This is a genomic window from Flavobacterium luteum (assembly GCF_008806775.1).
GTDB lineage: Bacteria > Bacteroidota > Bacteroidia > Flavobacteriales > Flavobacteriaceae > Flavobacterium > Flavobacterium luteum.
Window position 1 is genome coordinate 758,476 of record NZ_WAEM01000002.1, and the last position, 18,660, is coordinate 777,135.

Below are 18,660 nucleotides of genomic sequence, written 5' to 3' on the forward strand. Positions count from 1 at the left end.
TTTGGAATTAACAAAATATTAATTTAATGAAAAAAATTTATTTCCTTCTTGCAATTTTTTCGTTTTTAATTTCTTACTCACAATTAACTACTCCTTTTAAATTAAGATACAAAGCCTCTCTTAAAGGCGATATGACGGTAATTTCAAATAATATTACTAATAGAGTTGAAAAAGGGAATTCGAATATTCCTTACAATACTTCAAACATAAGCTCTTCTAAGCATAATGATGAGTTTGTAATGGGTTATATTGATATTGATAATGATTCAAGCACTTTTTCTTCAAGTAGCGTAGACTTAATTTTTGAAAAAAAGGACTCAAAAAAAATTGTTTATGCAGGATTATATTGGTCTGCTACCTACAAATACAATAACGGAGAATTAACAAAAGAAGGTCAATTTTTACCTTTAGACCCTACAAGAGAAGACTTTAATGAAATTAAAATTAAACTACCTAACCAAGAAAATTATATTGACATAAAAGGGGAAGTTATATTTGACGGATTAGGATATAGAAATTTTAAAGAAAATGCTCCTTATGCCATTTATGCCGATATTACAAAAGAGATTTTAAATTTATCAAATCCATTAGGAACGTATACAGTTGCGAACATAAGAGCAACAGTAGGTAAGATTAAAGGTGGAGTAGCTGGAGGTTGGACAATGTTTGTTGTATATGAAGATCAATCCATGAAAGAAAAAGTCATAACAAGCTTTGATGGTTTTGCAGGGATTACAAATAAGGCTTTGGATTTGGTTTATTCGGGCTTTCAAACCCTACCTGAAGGTCATGTAAATGCGAAAATAGCCATTGCTGCATTAGAAGGAGATTCAAATCTAGTTGGAGACCAAGTGCTGTTTAAAGTTTCAAATAAAGAAAAGTACATTCCGTTTAGTAATTTGTTACGAAATGAAAACAATTTTTTTAATAGTACTATTTCAATCGAAAACGAGCATTTTTTAAACAGAGAACCACATAGTAAAAACACATTAGGATACGACTCTAGCCTTATTACTATTCCAAATCCAGACAATTCGGTTATTGCCAACAATACTAAAAAGGCAACAATTCGTTTAAAAACATCTGGAGACAGATACTTTTTATTCTTTACAGCTTTTAATGTAGAGTGCTTAGAAACAGTTAAAATTATAAAACTAGAAGAATCAAAAGAAAATCCTTTAGCTGCAACTCCAACATCATCCGCTACAGTGGTTGAGAACGCATCAGATAATCCAAAACCAGAACAAACTTCAGAACCTGTAAAAGAAGTTACTTATAACATTACACCAAAACCAACAATTGCAAAGCAAGAAGAATCAGCTTTGGTTGTACCTTCTGTAACACCAACCGTTGTCAAGGAAATTTTTAATTATGATATTCCAGGTCAAACAAAGGGATATTACATTATCGTAAATGTATTTGCAAAACAAAGAAATAGCATTAATTTCATTAAATTCTTAAAAAATAAAGGATTAAATGCCGCATCTTTTTTTAATCCTATCAAGAAATTTTATTATGTTTATATAGTTAAAAGCGATGATAAAAAGTTAGTAGAGAATTTAAAAGCTTCAAAATTCAATGATACTTACTCTCAAGATATGTGGGTATTATCCGTAAATAATTCTAAACAATCTTCTCCATTAGTTTATTCAAATAATAAAAAAACTAAAACCAAAAGAATTAGTCCTTACAAAAAAGAGGTGTAAACTGTTTTCAAATTATTTTTTTTAGAAAAAAACAAAGCCGTACCTTTGTGAAATTATAATTCTATAAATACTAAAAATGAGAACACTTCAAGATTTCAATTTCAAAAATAAAAAAGCTTTAATTCGTGTCGATTTTAATGTTCCGTTAGACGAAAAATTTAATGTTACAGATGCCACTAGAATAGAAGCAGCTAAACCTACAATCGATAAAATTTTAGCCGATGGAGGAAGTGTAATTTTGATGTCACACCTTGGTAGACCAAAAGGAGTTGAAGAAAAGTATTCATTAAAGCATATTTTAAATACGGCTTCAGAAGTCCTTGGAGTTCCAGTAAAATTTGCAGAAGATTGTATCGGAGCTGTAGCTAAAAATGCTGCTGAAAATTTAAAACCTGGAGAAGTTTTATTACTAGAAAATTTACGTTTTTATAAAGAAGAAGAAGTTGGAGATGTTCCTTTTGCAAAAGAATTAGCCTCACTTGGAGATGTTTATGTAAATGATGCTTTCGGAACGGCTCATAGAGCTCACGCTTCTACCACAATAATTGCACAATTTTTCCCTAATGATAAATGTTTTGGAACATTATTAGCGAAAGAAATAGAAAGTTTAAACCGTGTGCTTAAAAACAGTGAAAAACCAGTAACAGCAGTACTTGGAGGTTCAAAAGTATCTTCAAAGATTACGGTTATCGAAAATATTTTAGACAAAGTAGATCACATGATTATTGGCGGAGGTATGACTTTTACTTTTGTGAAAGCATTAGGAGGTACGATTGGCGATTCTATTTGTGAAGATGACAAACAGGAATTGGCTTTAGAAATTTTGAGATTGGCTAAAGAAAAGGGAGTTCAAATACATATTCCTGTTGATGTTGTAGCAGCAAATGCTTTTTCTAATGATGCTCAAACACAAATTGTTGATGTTACTAAAATTCCTGATGGATGGCAAGGTTTAGATGCAGGTCCAAAATCATTAGAAAATTTCAAAAAAGTAATTTTAGAATCAAAAACCATACTTTGGAACGGACCCTTGGGTGTTTTTGAAATGCCAACCTTTGCGAACGGAACTATAGAATTAGGAAATTATATAGCTGAAGCAACCGAAAAAGGAGCTTTTTCTTTAGTAGGTGGTGGAGATTCAGTTTCTGCGGTAAAACAATTCGGATTAGAAGATAAAATGAGTTATGTTTCTACTGGAGGAGGAGCGATGTTAGAAATGTTGGAAGGAAGAGTTTTGCCAGGAATTGTTGCAATTTTAGAATAGATTCTATCAATATTTAGTTAAAAAATGCATTTTTAACAATATTTAGGAGAAATTTAAGTTATAGTATTGACTTTTATTCCTTTAAGATTCTTATGTTTGCAAAAAGACAATTGTTTGAAAGATAGCTACTTGTAAATAAAGTTCGGTTTTGTACTTTATTTTAATGTTTTTTTTGCTAAATATAAAGTTTAAAAAATAATATTGTTTTTACCTACTAAAAACAATTAAAACAAAATATATGAATTTAAGAAAAATCACCTTATCTGTTCTTTTGCTTATTGCAGGAAACACTTTTGCCCAGAGTATTTCTAGTAATTTAGTTAGAAGACAATCTAATCTAGCTTTTTTAGATTCTATAAAAAGAACATTTGTAAATGACAATTTAGCATCTCGTGTGGATAGTCTGTGGCTGAAAGAATTAACCAGTTTAGATATTTACAATGATTTAGAATCAGACATTAAATCAATAAATCTAGACGAAAAAGTAGATTATGAATTGCCTACTGAATTATTGAAAGCCAGATTAGCTGCCATGGACGCTAAATCGCCTTTTAATATTGAGTACAATCAGGGGCTAGAAAATATTATTAAATCATTTCTTAAGAATAGAAAAAAGTCTTTCGAAAGATTAATGGCTATTTCAGAGTACTATTTCCCAATTTTTGAGGAAGCTTTATCTAAACAAAATGTTCCTCTTGAAATTAAATATCTTGCGGTTGTTGAATCTGCATTAAATCCTAAAGCAGTTTCGCGTGTTGGTGCAACTGGGCTTTGGCAATTCATGTATCAAACAGGAAAGCAATATAATTTAAATATCGATTCTTACGTAGATGATAGAAGTGATCCCTTAAAAGCCAGTCAAGCCGCTGCTCAATACATGACTAATATGTATAAAATATTCGGAGATTGGGATTTGGTTTTAGCTTCATATAATTCCGGACCAGGTAATGTGTCTAAAGCCATTCGACGATCTGGAGGGCAACAAAATTACTGGAATATCAGAAAACATTTGCCTCAAGAAACACAAGGTTATGTTCCTGCGTTTTTAGCTACAATGTATATTTATGAATATCATACTGCTCACGGAATTAAACCTGAAAGAGCTAAAGTAAAACAATTTGCTACTGATACGATTATGGTTAAGAAGCAAATGAGTTTTAAACAAATTTCAGATTTACTAGACATTCCTGTAGCTCAGTTGCAGCTTTTGAATCCACAATACAAGTTAAATGTGGTTCCTACATACAATGACAAAAAACATTTCTTGACGTTACCATCTCAAAAAATTGCTGTTTTTACTTCAAATGAGGATAAAATTTATGCTTATGTTCAAAGAGAGTTAGACCAAAGAGAGAAACCTTTTACACGACAACAACATGCTTTTGCCTCCAGAGATTCTTTAAAGTTTGGTGATAGTTATGTCGTTTCAAAAACCAAGTTTCATAAAGTTAGACGAGGAGACAGTTTAAGCGAAATAGCGGATAAGTATAGTGTTACTATGTCTGAAATTAAAAAATGGAACAGACTAAAGAACAATAAAGCACCATTAGGAAGGAATTTAAAGATTATTACTTCAGAAAGTATAGCTTACAAAGAAAAGAAAGAAAAGAAAGATACTATTTCGGTTGTTAATAAAGTAGATATTGTTGCCACTACTGCTGTTGCACAAGTTCAAAATAATGAACTAAAAACACCTCGAGAATTAAAAACCTACAAAGAAGAAAAAGTAATTTCTTTTAAAGATGTAACTAAACTACATAAAGTTAAAAAAGGAGATAATCTTGGTGAAATTTCAGATAAATATGGTGTAACTGTAGCTGAAATAAAAAAATGGAATAAACTTAGAAATAACAATATTCCATTAGGAAAAAGTTTAAAAATTATAAGTAATGAAAGAGTTGTAACTACAATTAGAAAAGAAGTTAAACCTACTGAAAGTATAGCTTCAATAGAGAAAGAAACAGATTTTTATGTAGTGCAACAAGGAGATAATTTAAGTGCAATTGCAAGAAAAAATAACGTTTCTATTGAAGATTTAAAACAATGGAACAATCTTTCGGATAACAATATTCAATTAGAAAGTAAATTAAAAATTGCAGACCTAATTAATAAACAAGACGAATTATCAACTTCTAAAACGGAATTTAAAAATACAGAATACACCGTTCAAAAAGGAGATAATTTAGGGAGTATTGCGAAAAAGAACAATGTTGCTGTTGCTGATTTAAAAACATGGAATGATTTGTCTGAAAACACCATTCAATTCGGACAAAAACTGGTAGTTGCAAAAACTTTAGTACTTGATGATAGCAAATCAGTTGCAGAAAAACCCAACAAAAAAGATAAAAATAGCGCAAGAGAAAAAGACGATCATTATTTCGTTAAAAAAGGAGATTCATTATTTAGCATTGCAAAAAAATACCCAGGAATTACAATTTCGGATATTAAAAAATGGAATGGAATTAGCGGAAACGAATTAAAACCTGGAATGCGATTGAAAATAAACGGGTAATTCAAAAAAACTACATAAATTTAGGGCCTTTCATATTCAATAAAATTATGAAATGAGCTTAGCCTAAATTCGTCGCAAACACCAATATTGAAATGCAAATTACATATGACCGATAAAAAATAATAAATATCAGCATATGAAAAACGCCCTTTTTTTATTGCTTTTTATTTCCACACTTTTTTTATCATGTATTAAAAAGCATGATAAGAATACTGAGAAAACAATCGGAAAAATCAACACGATTTCAGTAATAATCGATGATCAATTGTGGAATGGTGAAGTAGGTGATAGTATTAGAAATAAGTTTGCCGCTCCAGTAATAGGACTACCCAAAGAAGAACCTCTTTTTAACATCAATCAATATCCTGTAAAATTATTAGAAGGTTTTGTAACTAAAACTAGAAATAGCGTTGTTATAAAAAAAGAAGCTAAAAACAACTTTGAAATTGTAGAAAATGAATACGCATCACCACAAAATGTATTTCATATTTCAGGAAAAACTACAGCAAGTATTTTAGCTTTAATAGAAAAAAATGCCCCTGAGATTATCAAGAAAATGCGTCAAACTGAAATTGAAGAAAATCAGAGAATCATTGACACCGCAAGAATTGAAACCAAAAAAATTCAAAAAAAATTCAACATCAATCTTCATATTCCTAAAGGATATAATTATGTTTTTGAAAGAAGAAAATTCATTTGGTTAAAGAAAGAAATAACAAGCGGAAACACGAGTATTTTAATTTATCAACTGCCTTTTCGTACCATAAAACCGAACACAAATATTATTAATAAAATCATACGAAATCGAGATTCTATAGGTCGGTTATACATTCGCGGTACTATTCCGAGAACACATATGATTACTGAAGATTCCTATTCACCCTATTTATTTCATATAAATTTAAACGGAAAAGAGGCCTATGAAACTAAAGGAACTTGGGAGTTAAAAAACGATTATATGTCGGGCCCATTTATAAACTACACGATTATTGATAGAACCAATAAACGGATTTTAGTTTTAGAGGGATTTTGTTACGATCCTTCAAAAGAAAAAAGAGATTTAATGTTTGAATTAGAATCTATAATAAAATCAGTTGAATTTTTAAAGAAAAAGTAAATCGATGTCAATACAATGGAAAATAAAGCCATTTAAAGCGCTTTCAGCACCCGAAATATACTCTATACTACAATTAAGAAGTGAAGTCTTTGTTGTAGAGCAAAATTGCGTCTATCAAGACATTGATGGTAAAGATGTAAGAGCTTTACATTTAATGGGTGAATACGAGGGTAAATTAGTGGCTTATGCCCGACTTTTTAAATCAGGCGATTATTTTCAGCAAGCTTCTATTGGCAGAGTAGTTATTGCCGCTCATTGTCGTGACAAAAAATGGGGACATGCTATGATGGAACAAGCAATTTCAGGTATTGAAACTCATTTTAAGGAATCAAAAATTACGATTTCGGCGCAATTGTATTTACAAAAATTTTACGAAAAACATGGTTTTGTGCAAACCAGCGAAATGTATTTAGAAGACGATATTCCGCATATTGAAATGAAAAGGGAATAATTATATTTTTGTAATTACCAATTCTACTCGGCGGTCATATTCTGAACCTTTACCTAACGGAACCGTGTTGCCATACCCTTTAAAAGACATTCTGTTTTTTGATATTTTTTTAAAAACTAAGTATTTGTAAACTGATTCGGCGCGATTATGAGACAAATTCCTTTTTCTGGTTTCCCTATCGATTGCTTCTTTTTGATAAGGTGGCGTACAACAGACATGACCTTGAATTTCGAATTCTAAAGTTTTATATTTCAATAATAATCTCGAAATTTTATCCAATTGGGTTTTTGCTTCAAATGTAAGTTTACTACTTCCACGTTCAAATAAAAGGTTTTCTAAATAAACGTGATCACCAACAATATGTTTCTTTTGTATTGTATTATAAAAACCTGGAATTTCAATTTTAGGCAATGGTTTTAAATTCAATACTACATCAACACGTCTGTTTTTAGAGCGACGTTCCGGAAGATTTTCTACCACATCATCATCTATAAGTATGCGTCCCTTACCTTCTATGGTTACAATAATTTTATTTTTAATACCATTAAAAGTCAGTTTTTCTCTAATGGCATTGGCTCTATTGGTAGACAATTTAAAATTGTACGCTTCTTTACCAACATCATCTGTATAGCCAAAAATTTGTATGGATTCGATTCGTGTAGAGTCTGTTTTTTTTATAAAATCAACAACGGTATTTCCTTGTTTTTCGTCTAAAGTAAACTTATCAAAATCAAAATAAACCGATTGCACAACTTCCTCCTGAGCATACACTATTCCGCAAATAAAAAACGAAAATATTTTAAAAAATCGAATCATTATTGTTGTAATATTTTTTTGTATTCCGAAGGGTTATTCAAAATAGAAACTGCTTTTTTAATCTCAGAATTGTTTTTAATATAATACTCATACAAACCTTCCTTGTATTGATAGCGTTTAATGATTTCTTCTAAAATTAATTTTTTAATTTCTTTCTGATTTTGATTCAATTGATTCTCTTCGCTTTTTTGCAAAGCAGTCAATAATTGTTGGTATTCGGTGGCAATTGATCCGTCAATTTTTTCTTTTTTGGCAGCAGCCAAAGTGTTTTTTAGCGCCACTTCAGTTTCAGTATCAAAATTAAAATTTTGCTTTTTTAAGAACCCTTTAAATGCCATAAAATCAGTATCAGAAATGGTTGGAATTGCAGTTCCTAAATTCGGATTTTTATAGTAATAGTCGGTCACATAATTGAAAATTCCGTCGTTTTTCAGTAAAGCTTCGGCAATAGCACTCGTTTTAGATTCTTCTAGAACTTCATCAGGCAAAACGCCACCACCATCATAAACAGGTCTCCCTTTTCTGGTTTTAAAAGCATTATAGTTTTGTGATGCCGTTCGTATTGCTTTTCCGTCTTTGTCTTTATGCGAATAATCTAAAGCTTGAATACAACGGCCAGAAGGCGTATAATAGCGTGAAATTGTAATTTTTATTTGGGTTCCGTAGGTTAAATCTACTGGGCGCTGTACCAAACCTTTTCCAAAACTTCGGCTTCCAACAATTACGGCGCGATCTAAATCCTGTAATGCCCCCGAAACAATTTCTGAAGCAGAGGCGCTTTTTCCATCAACAAGAATCACTAAAGGAATTTCAGTATCTATAGGTTCTCGCGAAGTTTTATAGGTATTGTTGTGTTTTTCTATTTTCGATTTTGTAGTTACAATTACTTCATCTTTTGGCACAAAAAGATTGCAAATATTAACCGCTTCACCCAGTAAACCTCCCGGATTGCCTCTTAAATCTAGAATAATTTTTTCTGCACCCTCTTTTTTCAGTTGTTCTAAAGCTTCTTTGGTTTCTAAAGATGCTTTTTTGTTGAATTGCGACAAAACGATATAACCGGTTTTATCATCTACTTTTCCGTAAAACGGAACTGCTTTAATCTCAACTTCATCAAGAACCAATTGTGTATTCAACGTTTTACCTTGACGTATGTATTTAATATCTACTTTGGTATTCTTCGCTCCTTTTAGCAATTGCGAGGCATCGTCTTTAAAATCAATTAAACTGACATCGCCAATTTGAACAATCTCGTCACCTGCTTTTAATCCTGCTTTATCAGCTGGAAAATTTTTATACGGTTCTTTTATGATGAGTTTTCCATCTTTTCGGGTAATTAAAGCGCCAATTCCAGTGTATTCCCCTGTATTGTTAATTTTAAATTTTACAACATCTTGTTCGTTAAAATAATTGGTATACGGATCTAAATCGGCGAGCATGCTTTTTATGGCTTTGTCCATTAAATCTGCTGGATTCGTATCATCTACATAATTAGCATTGACGGCTTTAAAAAGCGTTGTGAAGATTTCTATTTGCTTGGCAACCTCAAAAAAATCTTGGTTAAAACTAACACCAACAAACAGAAAAGCACTTGCTACAACAGGAATTACCACTCTTTTTTTAAGAAATGAATGCATGATTTTAGGATTCTTTTTTAAATTATTGCAAACGAAAATACGAAATAAGTTCAAATATAGCCGTTTAAACGAATAGTTTTAACCTATTCTAAAATTCTTAACGAATTGTATTCGGTTTTATTGGTCTCAAAAATAGTTAAAACTTTGCCTATCGGCAGACAGGAATCTACTTTAGTGAATTTACCTTTCAGGTTCTAAAAATGTTTACCACAGATTCGCAGATTAATTTTTACTTGATTAATTAAAATCTGCGAATCTGCGGTTACATTATTTGACATTGTTTTAACCAGGTAGACTTTCAGACTGCCAACCAAACCTATGGACTTCTAGTCTAAGGTGGTTTATTCTTCCTTTTTTATCTGAACTAAAAATTTTTCAAACAATTGAATCGTTTTTGTCTCAATTTCTTGATAGGTTAACCGCTCTTTGGTTTGATAAAAAAACATAAATGCATACGGTTTATCTAAGTTTTCGGTAAGTAAATGTTTGTTTAAGCGATAGGTTTCTCGCAACACGCGTTTAAAATAATTTCTATCAACAGCGTGTTTGAAATATTTTTTAGAAACCGAAACGCCCATCTTAATTTTCTGTTCTGAATCTGTAGCAATACCATAATCGCTTTCTATATACACCAATCGCAATGGAAATTTCGATACTGATTTCCCTTCAGAAAAAAGTAAATCGATCGTTTTTTTGCTTTTGAGTTTCTCTGATTTTGGATAGGTAAAGTTCATTTCTTGTTATTAGCGCTAAGCGGGTAAAGGTACAAAATTGAGGAAACAAATTTTTTTAAAGAGGTTTGTACAAAATATGCTGTGTATTTGGAAGATTTTAGCGTGTCGCAGCTTGTGACAGTTGCAACGATTTATTACTGATGATTCCAAAGTTAAAATTACTTTTTGAATTTTCGCAGAAAATTCGGGAGAAATCCAAGCTTAGCAATTGTTACAAAAGGCTGTTATGTATAGTGCGTTTTAGTTTAAAACTTACTAACTTTTAAATCCTTTCGCATTTCGGCGATTATTTTCCTTTCAATTTCTTCAAAAGGTTTGTTACTTTTTAATTTTTCAGAAGCTTCAAAGAATTCCTTTAAATTATCAGTATCCTTTACAGCAATATGTTTATAGAATTTTTCAAAAACTTCTTGAAACTCACCACGAATCTTATCTAAATCAGATATCATTTCATCTGATAAGAAAGGTTGGTTTGTTGTATAAAACTCTATATATTCATTTATTTTCAACATGATTTTTTGTGCGTCTTCTTCGTTGCCTATATACTGAAATCTAAAAAGCTCTTTTTTAATTGCATAGGTTTTATCTAATAAATTTCTATAGATATCTACTTTTTCCTTAAAAAGGCCACTATAAGCAATCTTACTTCTTTCTATAGATTTACTTATCCAAAAGTAAAAGATTATGTTTCCAATTATAGTTATAATAATTGGCAGATATTTTTCCATAAGATTAAGTTCTATATTGCACATTTGTTAAAGCATTACACATAACCCGTTTATATACGAAATAAATTTTACCCAATATAACCAAAATGCGGGATAATAGCAGAGATTTGTTTCGTTAACCTCTCAAAAATACACTTTTATTTTTTTACAATCTCTACAGGATAAGTGTTATTGTTTTTATTCACATCGGCTAGTAATCCGCTTTCGTCAATAGTAATTTTTTTAATAGTTGTTTTGTCAATGGTAAAAGTGTAAATAGGATTCGCCCAAGCCCAATCTTTCAAAATTGTTCTTTTTATTTCAGGATTCGGGTTTTCTTTTTCAAAGCTCATCATGCGCAGCGGAATGTAAAAACTTTCTTTTATGCCGTCAGTATATTCTACTACTAAATCAATAGGCATGGGCATTCTGCCTATTCGTTCTAAAGTGATTGTTGTTTTTTCGCCAACTACAAAATCAGTAGTATTAACTACATCTTTAATGCCGTAATCTATGGTGTTTGTAGTTTGTGTCCAATCGGTTAAATACCAATCTAAGTTGGCTCCCGAAACGCGTTCTGCGGTGCGCTTAATATCATTTGGTGTTGGATGTTTGAATTTAAAATCAGCATAATATCTTTCCAGCGTTTTCATCAAATTTTCTTTCCCGATGAGGTATCCCAATTGCGCTAAAAACACGTCGCCTTTACTGTAAGAGGAAATACTATATATTTGGTTAACATCATAACGATCAGAATGCGTGCTTTGAGGTTGTTCTTTTCCGGTTTTAATCATATAATAATAGCCGTTATAGGATCCTTCATGCGGATTTTCCAGTTTCTTTTCGGCTATTTCATTTAAACCCAAATCCTCTAAAAAGGAAGTAAATCCTTCGTCCATCCAGGAGTGTTTGCTTTCATTACTGGCCAAAACGTGCTGAAACCAAGAATGCGCCATTTCGTGAGCAATAACTCCAATTAAGCCTTCGTAAGTGCCTTCGCCAAGAATTAATGTACACATGGCATATTCCATGCCTCCATCGCCACCCTGAATAACAGAATATTGATTGTACGGATATTTACCAACGGTTTTGTTGTAAAATTGCATCAATTGATCGGTTTCTTTTTGCGCTTTTTTCCAATTATCAATAATTTTCGGGTTGTTTTTATATAAGAAATGTAGTATTGTTCCAAAATCAGTTTCAACTACATCATGAATGTAATTTTTATCGGCAGCAAACGTAAAATCATGCACGTTTGGCGCTACAAAATGCCAAGTCAGGTTTTTAGTTTTCTTAGGATACGAAACGGAAATCCCAGCATCTTGATACCCGTGACCAATTTCGTTTTTGTTTTGCAAATAACCACTTCCTCCTAAAACATAATCCTTGTCGATGGTAATGTTGACATCAAAATTTCCCCAAACGCCATGAAATTCACGGGCAATATAAGGATCGGCATGCCAACCTTCAAAATCGAATTCAGCTATTTTTGGATACCATTGCGCCATCGAAAATTCTACTCCTTCAGCATTATTTCTTCCAGCTCGACGAATATGAACAGGAACTTGTCCGTCAAAATCTAAAGTAAAAGTGGTTTTTGTATTAGGTAAAATAGGCTTTGCTAAGGTGACTTCGAGAATAGTTCCTACTTCTTTAGCAAAGGCATCAACACCGTCTTGTTTGAAATTCGAAATTTTTAAATAACCAATTTCATTGGGTTTTAATTTTGAAATCCGACTTTCTTTTACTTCTTTTCCGCCGACTTTTATTTTAGTTATCATTCTTCCGTCTGGGTCGGCAATATTTTGCAAACGAGCATCCATTTCGCTGCCAGGTTGAAAAGCATTGTAGTACAAATGATAAAAAACACGTTTTAAAGTGTCTGATGAATTATTGGTATACACTAATTCTTGTTTTCCTTTGTATTGGTAGTTTTTGGTATCCATAACCACGTCCATTTTATAATCGACATGTTGCTGCCAATAACAAGCGTTTTGGGCAATTACGGTTTCGAGACTTAGTAAGGTAAAAGCGAACAAAAATAGTTTTTTCATATGTTGATAGTTATTGTTTTTTATAGGTCATATGTAATTGCTTCGCCTGTTCGAGCAAAGCTCTCGGGTCGCAGATGAACACTGGGATTTACGACCAATTTTCAGGCATGCTCATTTCATGATAGTATAAATAAAAAATGGAAGAACCTGAATTCTTCCATTATAGAATTAAAGCGAAATTATTTCTTTTTAGCCATTTTTTCAGCCATTAATAAAGCATTGTAAGCGTTTACCATTTTTCCTGACTTTGAAGCATTTGTAAAAGCACGTTTTTCTTGATTTTCTCCTAAAAGCACTGTTACATTTACTACAGTTCCAGAATCCATTAGAATTTGTTTTACTTGAACTGCTGTTAAACTAGGATAATAAGAACGAAGCAAAGCAGCTACTCCGGCTACGTTTGGAGACGCCATTGAAGTTCCTTGCTCGTATTTGTATTTATTGTTTGGAACGGTAGCGTAAATTTCTTTTCCTGGAGCAAAAACATCAACATTTAAACTACCATAATTTGAAAAATCAGCAACTAATCCAGAGCCATATGCTGTGTTTAATGCTCCTACTGTAATCATGTTGTTTGCAATTTCTGATGTATTATCTTCGGAATCATTTGGATAATTTTTGTTTTCGGGTAAATCGATATCAAGACCATCATTTCCTGCGGCATGCACAATCAATACATCTTTACTAGCCGCATATTTTATAGCCTCAAAAACCCATTGTTTGTTCGGGGAAAAACTTTTTCCGAAACTACCGTTAATTACTTTTGCACCGTTATCTACAGCATAACGAATAGCCAGCGCAATGTCTTTGTCGTATTCGTCTCCGTTAGGAACTGCTCTAATTGCCATGATTAGTGCATTATTGGCAATACCATCACCCCCTTTTTTATTATTACGAACTTGAGCAATGATACCAGCAACGTGGGTTCCGTGAAGCGCATGCTCTTTATCTGGACCAAAAACAATATTGTTTCCATAATTTTTATTGGTAATATCTTCGGGATTGTCGCCAACAACTTTTCTTCCATTAAATTCAAGATTTAAGTTGTAATTCAGCATGTCATAAACCTGCTCTTTAAAGCCATTTATTTCTTCAATAAAATCAGGACCAGTCTGACCAATAACACTAATCATAACTTGCTTACTTTGCAACAAAGTAGGATCTACTGCCGTAATAGCTTTTAGTTCAGTAAGCGTATAGTTTTCTTTTTTTAAATAATCGCATATTGTTTTATGCGCTTTAAAGATAAAATCTACTTGCTCTTTATTACTCAGTGTTTCTTCTTTCTTTTTGTCATAAGCAATTTTTGCTTTTTTGTAATTTTCAGAACCATCATCCTCTTTTTTGAGTATACGTGTCACTTCCAGATTTTCATTTAAAGTATTTCCCAGAAAATTCCAACCATTAACGTCATCAATAAAACCATTTTTATCATCGTCAATTCCGTTTTTAGCAATTTCTTTAGAATTGGTCCAAATTACCGATTTTAAATCTTCGTGTCCAATATCAATGCCAGAATCTATAACTCCAACAATTACTTTTATTCCTTTTTTACTTTTCAATATTTCAGAATAAGCTTTGTCTACGCTCATCCCCGGTAAGGTATCTTTTGTTAAATCTAAATGACTCCAACGTTTTAAATCTGTTTCTTTTATTGAACTAATTTTGAGTGGTATTTTGTCGATACTAGCAACGTTGGAAGGAATCATTTTCGAAGTTCCACAACTGGTTACGACTAAAAGTAACGAAAGTGCTAAGAAAAGCGATTTTGTTATTCTCATTAGGAATTGAGTTTTAATTTAAATTTGGCTACTAAATTATATTTTTTTTGCAACATCATTTTAGTGTTAACTGTATTTTAAGATTTCATCTGATTTAAATATTTCTTTCAATCGAACGCCTCTTTCTGTTTTTTCAACAGTTATGATTTCGTTGTAAGCGTCATGTTCTAGAAATAAATAGTAGTTGTTTTCAGCAGCCGTAGTAAGAAATTTAGATTTCTCAGGCATTGTTAATAGCGGTCTTGTATCATAACCCATAACATAAGGAATAGGAACATGACCTGCGGTTGCTATCAAATCGGCACAAAAAACAATTGTTTTGTCTTGGTATTGAATGTGTGGTAGCATTTGTTTTTCGGTGTGACCATCGGCATAAAAAATCCCGAATCCCATTTCTTCCGAAAAAGCAAAATCACTTTCTGGATTGGCTATAAAATGCAAATGGCCACTTTCTTGCATAGGTAAAATATTTTCTGAAAGGAAAGAAGCTTTCTCTCTAGCATTGGGTTTAGTAGCCCATTCCCAATGGTTTTCGTTAGTCCAAAATTTGGCGTTTTTAAAAGCAGGTTCATATCCTGACTTATCTGAATTCCACTGAATACTTCCTCCGCAATGATCAAAATGTAAGTGTGTCATAAAAACATCGGTAATATCGTCTCTATGAAACCCATATTTAGCTAATGATTTATCTAAAGAATGAGTTCCCCAAAGCGAATAATAGCCAAAAAATTTCTCAGATTGTTTGTCTCCCATTCCAGTATCAATAAGAATTAAACGATTGCCGTCTTCAATCAGCAAACATCTTGAGGCAATATCTATCAAATTATTAGCATCGGCTGGATTGGTTTTATTCCAAATGGTTTTAGGCACCACTCCAAACATGGCGCCACCATCAAGTTTAAAATTTCCAGATTCTATAGGATAAAGTTTCATGATTATTTTGCATAGTGTTGCAACAAAGTTATACAATTACTATGCTTTTTGATATATATTATAAATTTTTTCTATGTATAGATTTGTTATAAAAATGTTATCAATTAAGAAAAAAAGATATTTATGCACTATATTTGCTGTTAATTTAGACAAAATCAAAATAAGCAATTTTTAATAATCAATCTTTTGCGAATTAATAGCACAAGATTTTTTATAAAATGTTTAAAAACAAATACAATTAACAACATGATACAAGTTTCTGAATCAGCGAGCAAAAAAATTGTCGATATGATGAAAGACGACGGATTTGACGCTACTAAAGACTATGTAAGAGTAGGCGTGAAATCTGGTGGATGTTCAGGTCTATCGTATGATTTGACTTTTGACAAACAAATAGGGGAGAACGACAAAGTTTTTGAAGACAATAACATTAAAATTGCAGTTGAGAAAAAATCTTTTTTGTACTTAGCCGGAACTATTTTGGAATTCTCAGGAGGATTAAATGGTAAAGGATTTGTTTTCAATAACCCAAACGCAAGCAGAACTTGTGGATGCGGGGAATCATTTTCACTTTAATAAATTTAAATGATTTAAAAGGTTAATTTTTTAAATCCTTCTATTTTTAAATTTTTCAATACTACACAAAAATGTCAAAATACACCGAAGACGATTTAAAAATCGAATTAGAAACTAAAGAATACGAATACGGGTTTTATACCGACTTAGATTCTGAAACCTTTCCTATTGGTTTAAACGAAGATATAGTTCGTGCGATTTCTAAGAAAAAAGAAGAACCCCAATGGATGACCGATTGGCGTATTGAGTCGTTTCGTGCTTGGCAAGAAATGGTGGAGCCAGAATGGGCAAATGTTCGTTATGAAAAACCTGATTTTCAAGCCATATCCTATTATTCAGCACCAAAAAAAGCAGACCCAAACAAAACCTTAGATGATGTAGATCCTGAACTATTAGAGATGTATAAAAAGTTAGGGATTTCTGTCGATGAGCAAAAAATGATGAATAATGTTGCTATGGATATCGTTGTCGATTCGGTATCAGTAGCTACAACATTTAAAAAGACATTAGCCGAAAAAGGAATTATTTTCATGAGTATTTCTGAGGCTATTAGAGAATATCCTGATTTAGTGCGCAAGCATTTGGGTACCGTTGTTCCTCAAAAAGATAATTTTTACGCCGCTTTAAATTCGGCCGTTTTTTCTGACGGAAGTTTCTGTTACATTCCAAAAGGTGTTCGTTGTCCAATGGAATTATCCACTTATTTTAGAATTAATCAAGCGGGGACAGGACAATTTGAAAGAACATTATTAGTTGCAGACGAAGGCAGTTATGTTTCCTATCTAGAAGGGTGTACTGCTCCATCACGTGACGAAAATCAATTGCATGCCGCTGTGGTAGAATTAATTGCATTAGACGGTGCCGAAATAAAATATTCTACGGTTCAAAACTGGTATCCTGGAAACAAAGAAGGCAAAGGCGGGGTTTTTAATTTTGTGACTAAAAGAGGATTGTGTGAAAACAATGCTAAAATTTCTTGGACTCAAGTGGAAACAGGTTCTGCAATAACTTGGAAATATCCATCGGTGGTATTAAAAGGAGATAATTCTATTGGAGAGTTTTACTCGATTGCCGTTACTAATAATTACCAACAAGCCGATACGGGAACAAAAATGATTCACTTGGGTAAAAACACTAAGTCTACCATTATTTCTAAGGGAATATCGGCAGGAAAATCACAAAACAGTTACAGAGGATTGGTTCAAATAAGCGCTAGAGCAGATAATGCTAGAAATTTTTCGCAATGTGATTCTTTATTAATGGGGAATAATTGTGGCGCGCATACTTTTCCGTATATAGAAAGTAAAAATCCTACAGCAAAAATAGAGCACGAAGCGACAACAAGTAAAATTGGAGAAGATCAGGTATTCTATTGCAACCAACGTGGCATTCCAACCGAAAAAGCCATTGCTTTAATCGTAAACGGTTTTAGTAAAGATGTCTTGAACAAGTTACCCATGGAATTTGCTGTAGAAGCACAGAAATTATTAGAAATTTCCCTTGAAGGAAGTGTTGGATAATCTTTGGTTTAAATAAAAAACTTAATGAATCTTAATACCTTAATGGTTTAAAAAATAATTACAAATGTTAAGCATAAAAAATTTACATGCCTCAATAGGCGATAAAGAAATTCTTAGAGGAATAAATCTAGAGATAAAAGCAGGAGAAGTTCACGCTATAATGGGACCAAATGGTGCTGGTAAAAGTACCCTTGCTTCGATAATTGCTGGAAACGAAAACTATGAAGTAACAGATGGTAAAATTCTTTTGGAAAACGAAGATATTTCAGAATTGGCTCCTGAAGAACGAGCTCATAAAGGTGTTTTTCTGTCATTTCAGTACCCAGTTGAAATTCCGGGAGTTTCGGTAACTAACTTTATGCGAACTGCCATTAACGAAACCCGTAAAGCAAAAGGTCTAGAAGAAATGCCAGCCAACGAAATGCTGAAATTAATTCGAGAAAAATCTGAATTATTAGAAATAGACAGAAAATTTTTATCTCGATCTTTGAACGAAGGTTTTTCTGGTGGGGAGAAAAAACGAAATGAAATTTTTCAAATGGCAATGTTAGAACCAAAAATTGCTATTCTAGACGAGACAGATTCAGGATTAGATATAGATGCATTAAGAATTGTAGCTAATGGTGTAAACAAACTTAAAAATAAAAATAACGCCGTTTTAGTTATTACACATTACCAACGTTTACTAGATTATATCGTTCCAGACTTTGTTCACGTTTTGATGGACGGAAGAATTGTTAAATCAGGCGGGAAAGAGCTAGCTTACGAATTGGAAGAAAAAGGATACGACTGGATTAAACAAGAACAAGAAGCGTAAAATTTGTTTTTAGTTTATTGTTCTAATACGAACAA

The 18,660-nt window shown here is 32.2% G+C and carries 15 protein-coding genes; 8 read left to right on the plus strand and 7 right to left on the minus strand.

The features are described 5' to 3' along the window. Positions 1–26 precede the first annotated feature (26 nt). The 5 genes from F6464_RS07090 to F6464_RS07110 all read left to right on the plus strand — a co-directional run bounded on the left by F6464_RS07090 (position 27) and on the right by F6464_RS07110 (position 7,050). Positions 27–1,706 carry a hypothetical protein gene (locus F6464_RS07090; protein WP_151107096.1) on the plus strand — a complete coding sequence of 560 codons (1,680 nt, stop codon included), beginning with the start codon at positions 27–29 and terminating at the stop codon, positions 1,704–1,706. Positions 1,707–1,782: 76 nt separating this feature from the next. After that, complete coding sequence (locus F6464_RS07095) at positions 1,783–2,970, plus strand: phosphoglycerate kinase (RefSeq protein WP_151107097.1); 1,188 nt, start codon at positions 1,783–1,785, stop codon at positions 2,968–2,970. Between the two features lie 238 nt (positions 2,971–3,208). Then, a complete protein-coding gene (locus F6464_RS07100; protein ID WP_191963333.1) occupies positions 3,209–5,482 on the plus strand; it encodes a LysM peptidoglycan-binding domain-containing protein in 2,274 nt (757 codons plus the stop codon). 136 nt (positions 5,483–5,618) lie between these two features. Next, a complete protein-coding gene (locus F6464_RS07105) occupies positions 5,619–6,599 on the plus strand; it encodes a DUF4837 family protein (RefSeq protein WP_151107098.1) in 981 nt (326 codons plus the stop codon). Positions 6,600–6,603: 4 nt separating this feature from the next. Beyond that, positions 6,604–7,050, plus strand: coding sequence for a GNAT family N-acetyltransferase (locus tag F6464_RS07110; protein ID WP_151107099.1), 447 nt, complete (start codon positions 6,604–6,606; stop codon positions 7,048–7,050). Here the strand turns inward: F6464_RS07110 and F6464_RS07115 are convergent, their stop codons facing one another. The 7 genes from F6464_RS07115 to F6464_RS07145 all read right to left on the minus strand — a co-directional run bounded on the left by F6464_RS07115 (position 7,051) and on the right by F6464_RS07145 (position 15,712). Then, positions 7,051–7,866 carry an OmpA family protein gene (locus tag F6464_RS07115; RefSeq protein ID WP_151107100.1) on the minus strand — a complete coding sequence of 272 codons (816 nt, stop codon included), beginning with the start codon at positions 7,864–7,866 and terminating at the stop codon, positions 7,051–7,053. It abuts the gene before it with no gap. Next, the gene (locus tag F6464_RS07120) at positions 7,866–9,503 is read right to left on the minus strand and encodes a S41 family peptidase (RefSeq protein WP_151107101.1); all 1,638 of its coding nucleotides are present in this window, start codon (positions 9,501–9,503) and stop codon (positions 7,866–7,868) included. Before F6464_RS07120 ends, F6464_RS07115 begins: the two co-directional genes overlap by 1 nt. 341 nt (positions 9,504–9,844) lie before the next feature. Beyond that, positions 9,845–10,237: a ribonuclease P protein component gene (gene rnpA / locus F6464_RS07125; protein ID WP_151107102.1), complete on the minus strand. Its 393-nt coding sequence runs from the start codon at positions 10,235–10,237 to the stop codon at positions 9,845–9,847. A 245-nt stretch (positions 10,238–10,482) separates the two neighbouring features. Continuing rightward, the gene (locus F6464_RS07130; protein ID WP_151107103.1) at positions 10,483–10,965 is read right to left on the minus strand and encodes a dual specificity protein phosphatase family protein; all 483 of its coding nucleotides are present in this window, start codon (positions 10,963–10,965) and stop codon (positions 10,483–10,485) included. Positions 10,966–11,102: 137 nt separating this feature from the next. Then, positions 11,103–12,998, minus strand: coding sequence for a M1 family metallopeptidase (locus tag F6464_RS07135; RefSeq protein WP_151107104.1), 1,896 nt, complete (start codon positions 12,996–12,998; stop codon positions 11,103–11,105). 179 nt (positions 12,999–13,177) lie between these two features. Continuing rightward, positions 13,178–14,779, minus strand: coding sequence for a S8 family peptidase (locus F6464_RS07140; RefSeq protein ID WP_151107105.1), 1,602 nt, complete (start codon positions 14,777–14,779; stop codon positions 13,178–13,180). Between the two features lie 66 nt (positions 14,780–14,845). After that, a complete protein-coding gene (locus tag F6464_RS07145) occupies positions 14,846–15,712 on the minus strand; it encodes an MBL fold metallo-hydrolase (protein ID WP_151107106.1) in 867 nt (288 codons plus the stop codon). Positions 15,713–15,958: 246 nt separating this feature from the next. Between F6464_RS07145 and F6464_RS07150 the strand changes: the two genes are divergently transcribed. The 3 genes from F6464_RS07150 to sufC all read left to right on the plus strand — a co-directional run bounded on the left by F6464_RS07150 (position 15,959) and on the right by sufC (position 18,625). Beyond that, positions 15,959–16,288, plus strand: coding sequence for a HesB/IscA family protein (locus F6464_RS07150; RefSeq protein ID WP_151107107.1), 330 nt, complete (start codon positions 15,959–15,961; stop codon positions 16,286–16,288). Positions 16,289–16,359: 71 nt separating this feature from the next. Beyond that, on the plus strand, positions 16,360–17,808 hold the full coding sequence (gene sufB, locus F6464_RS07155) for a Fe-S cluster assembly protein SufB (protein WP_151107108.1): 1,449 nt from the start codon (positions 16,360–16,362) through the stop codon (positions 17,806–17,808). 64 nt (positions 17,809–17,872) lie between these two features. Further along, on the plus strand, positions 17,873–18,625 hold the full coding sequence (gene sufC, locus F6464_RS07160) for a Fe-S cluster assembly ATPase SufC (protein ID WP_151107109.1): 753 nt from the start codon (positions 17,873–17,875) through the stop codon (positions 18,623–18,625). Positions 18,626–18,660 lie beyond the last annotated feature (35 nt).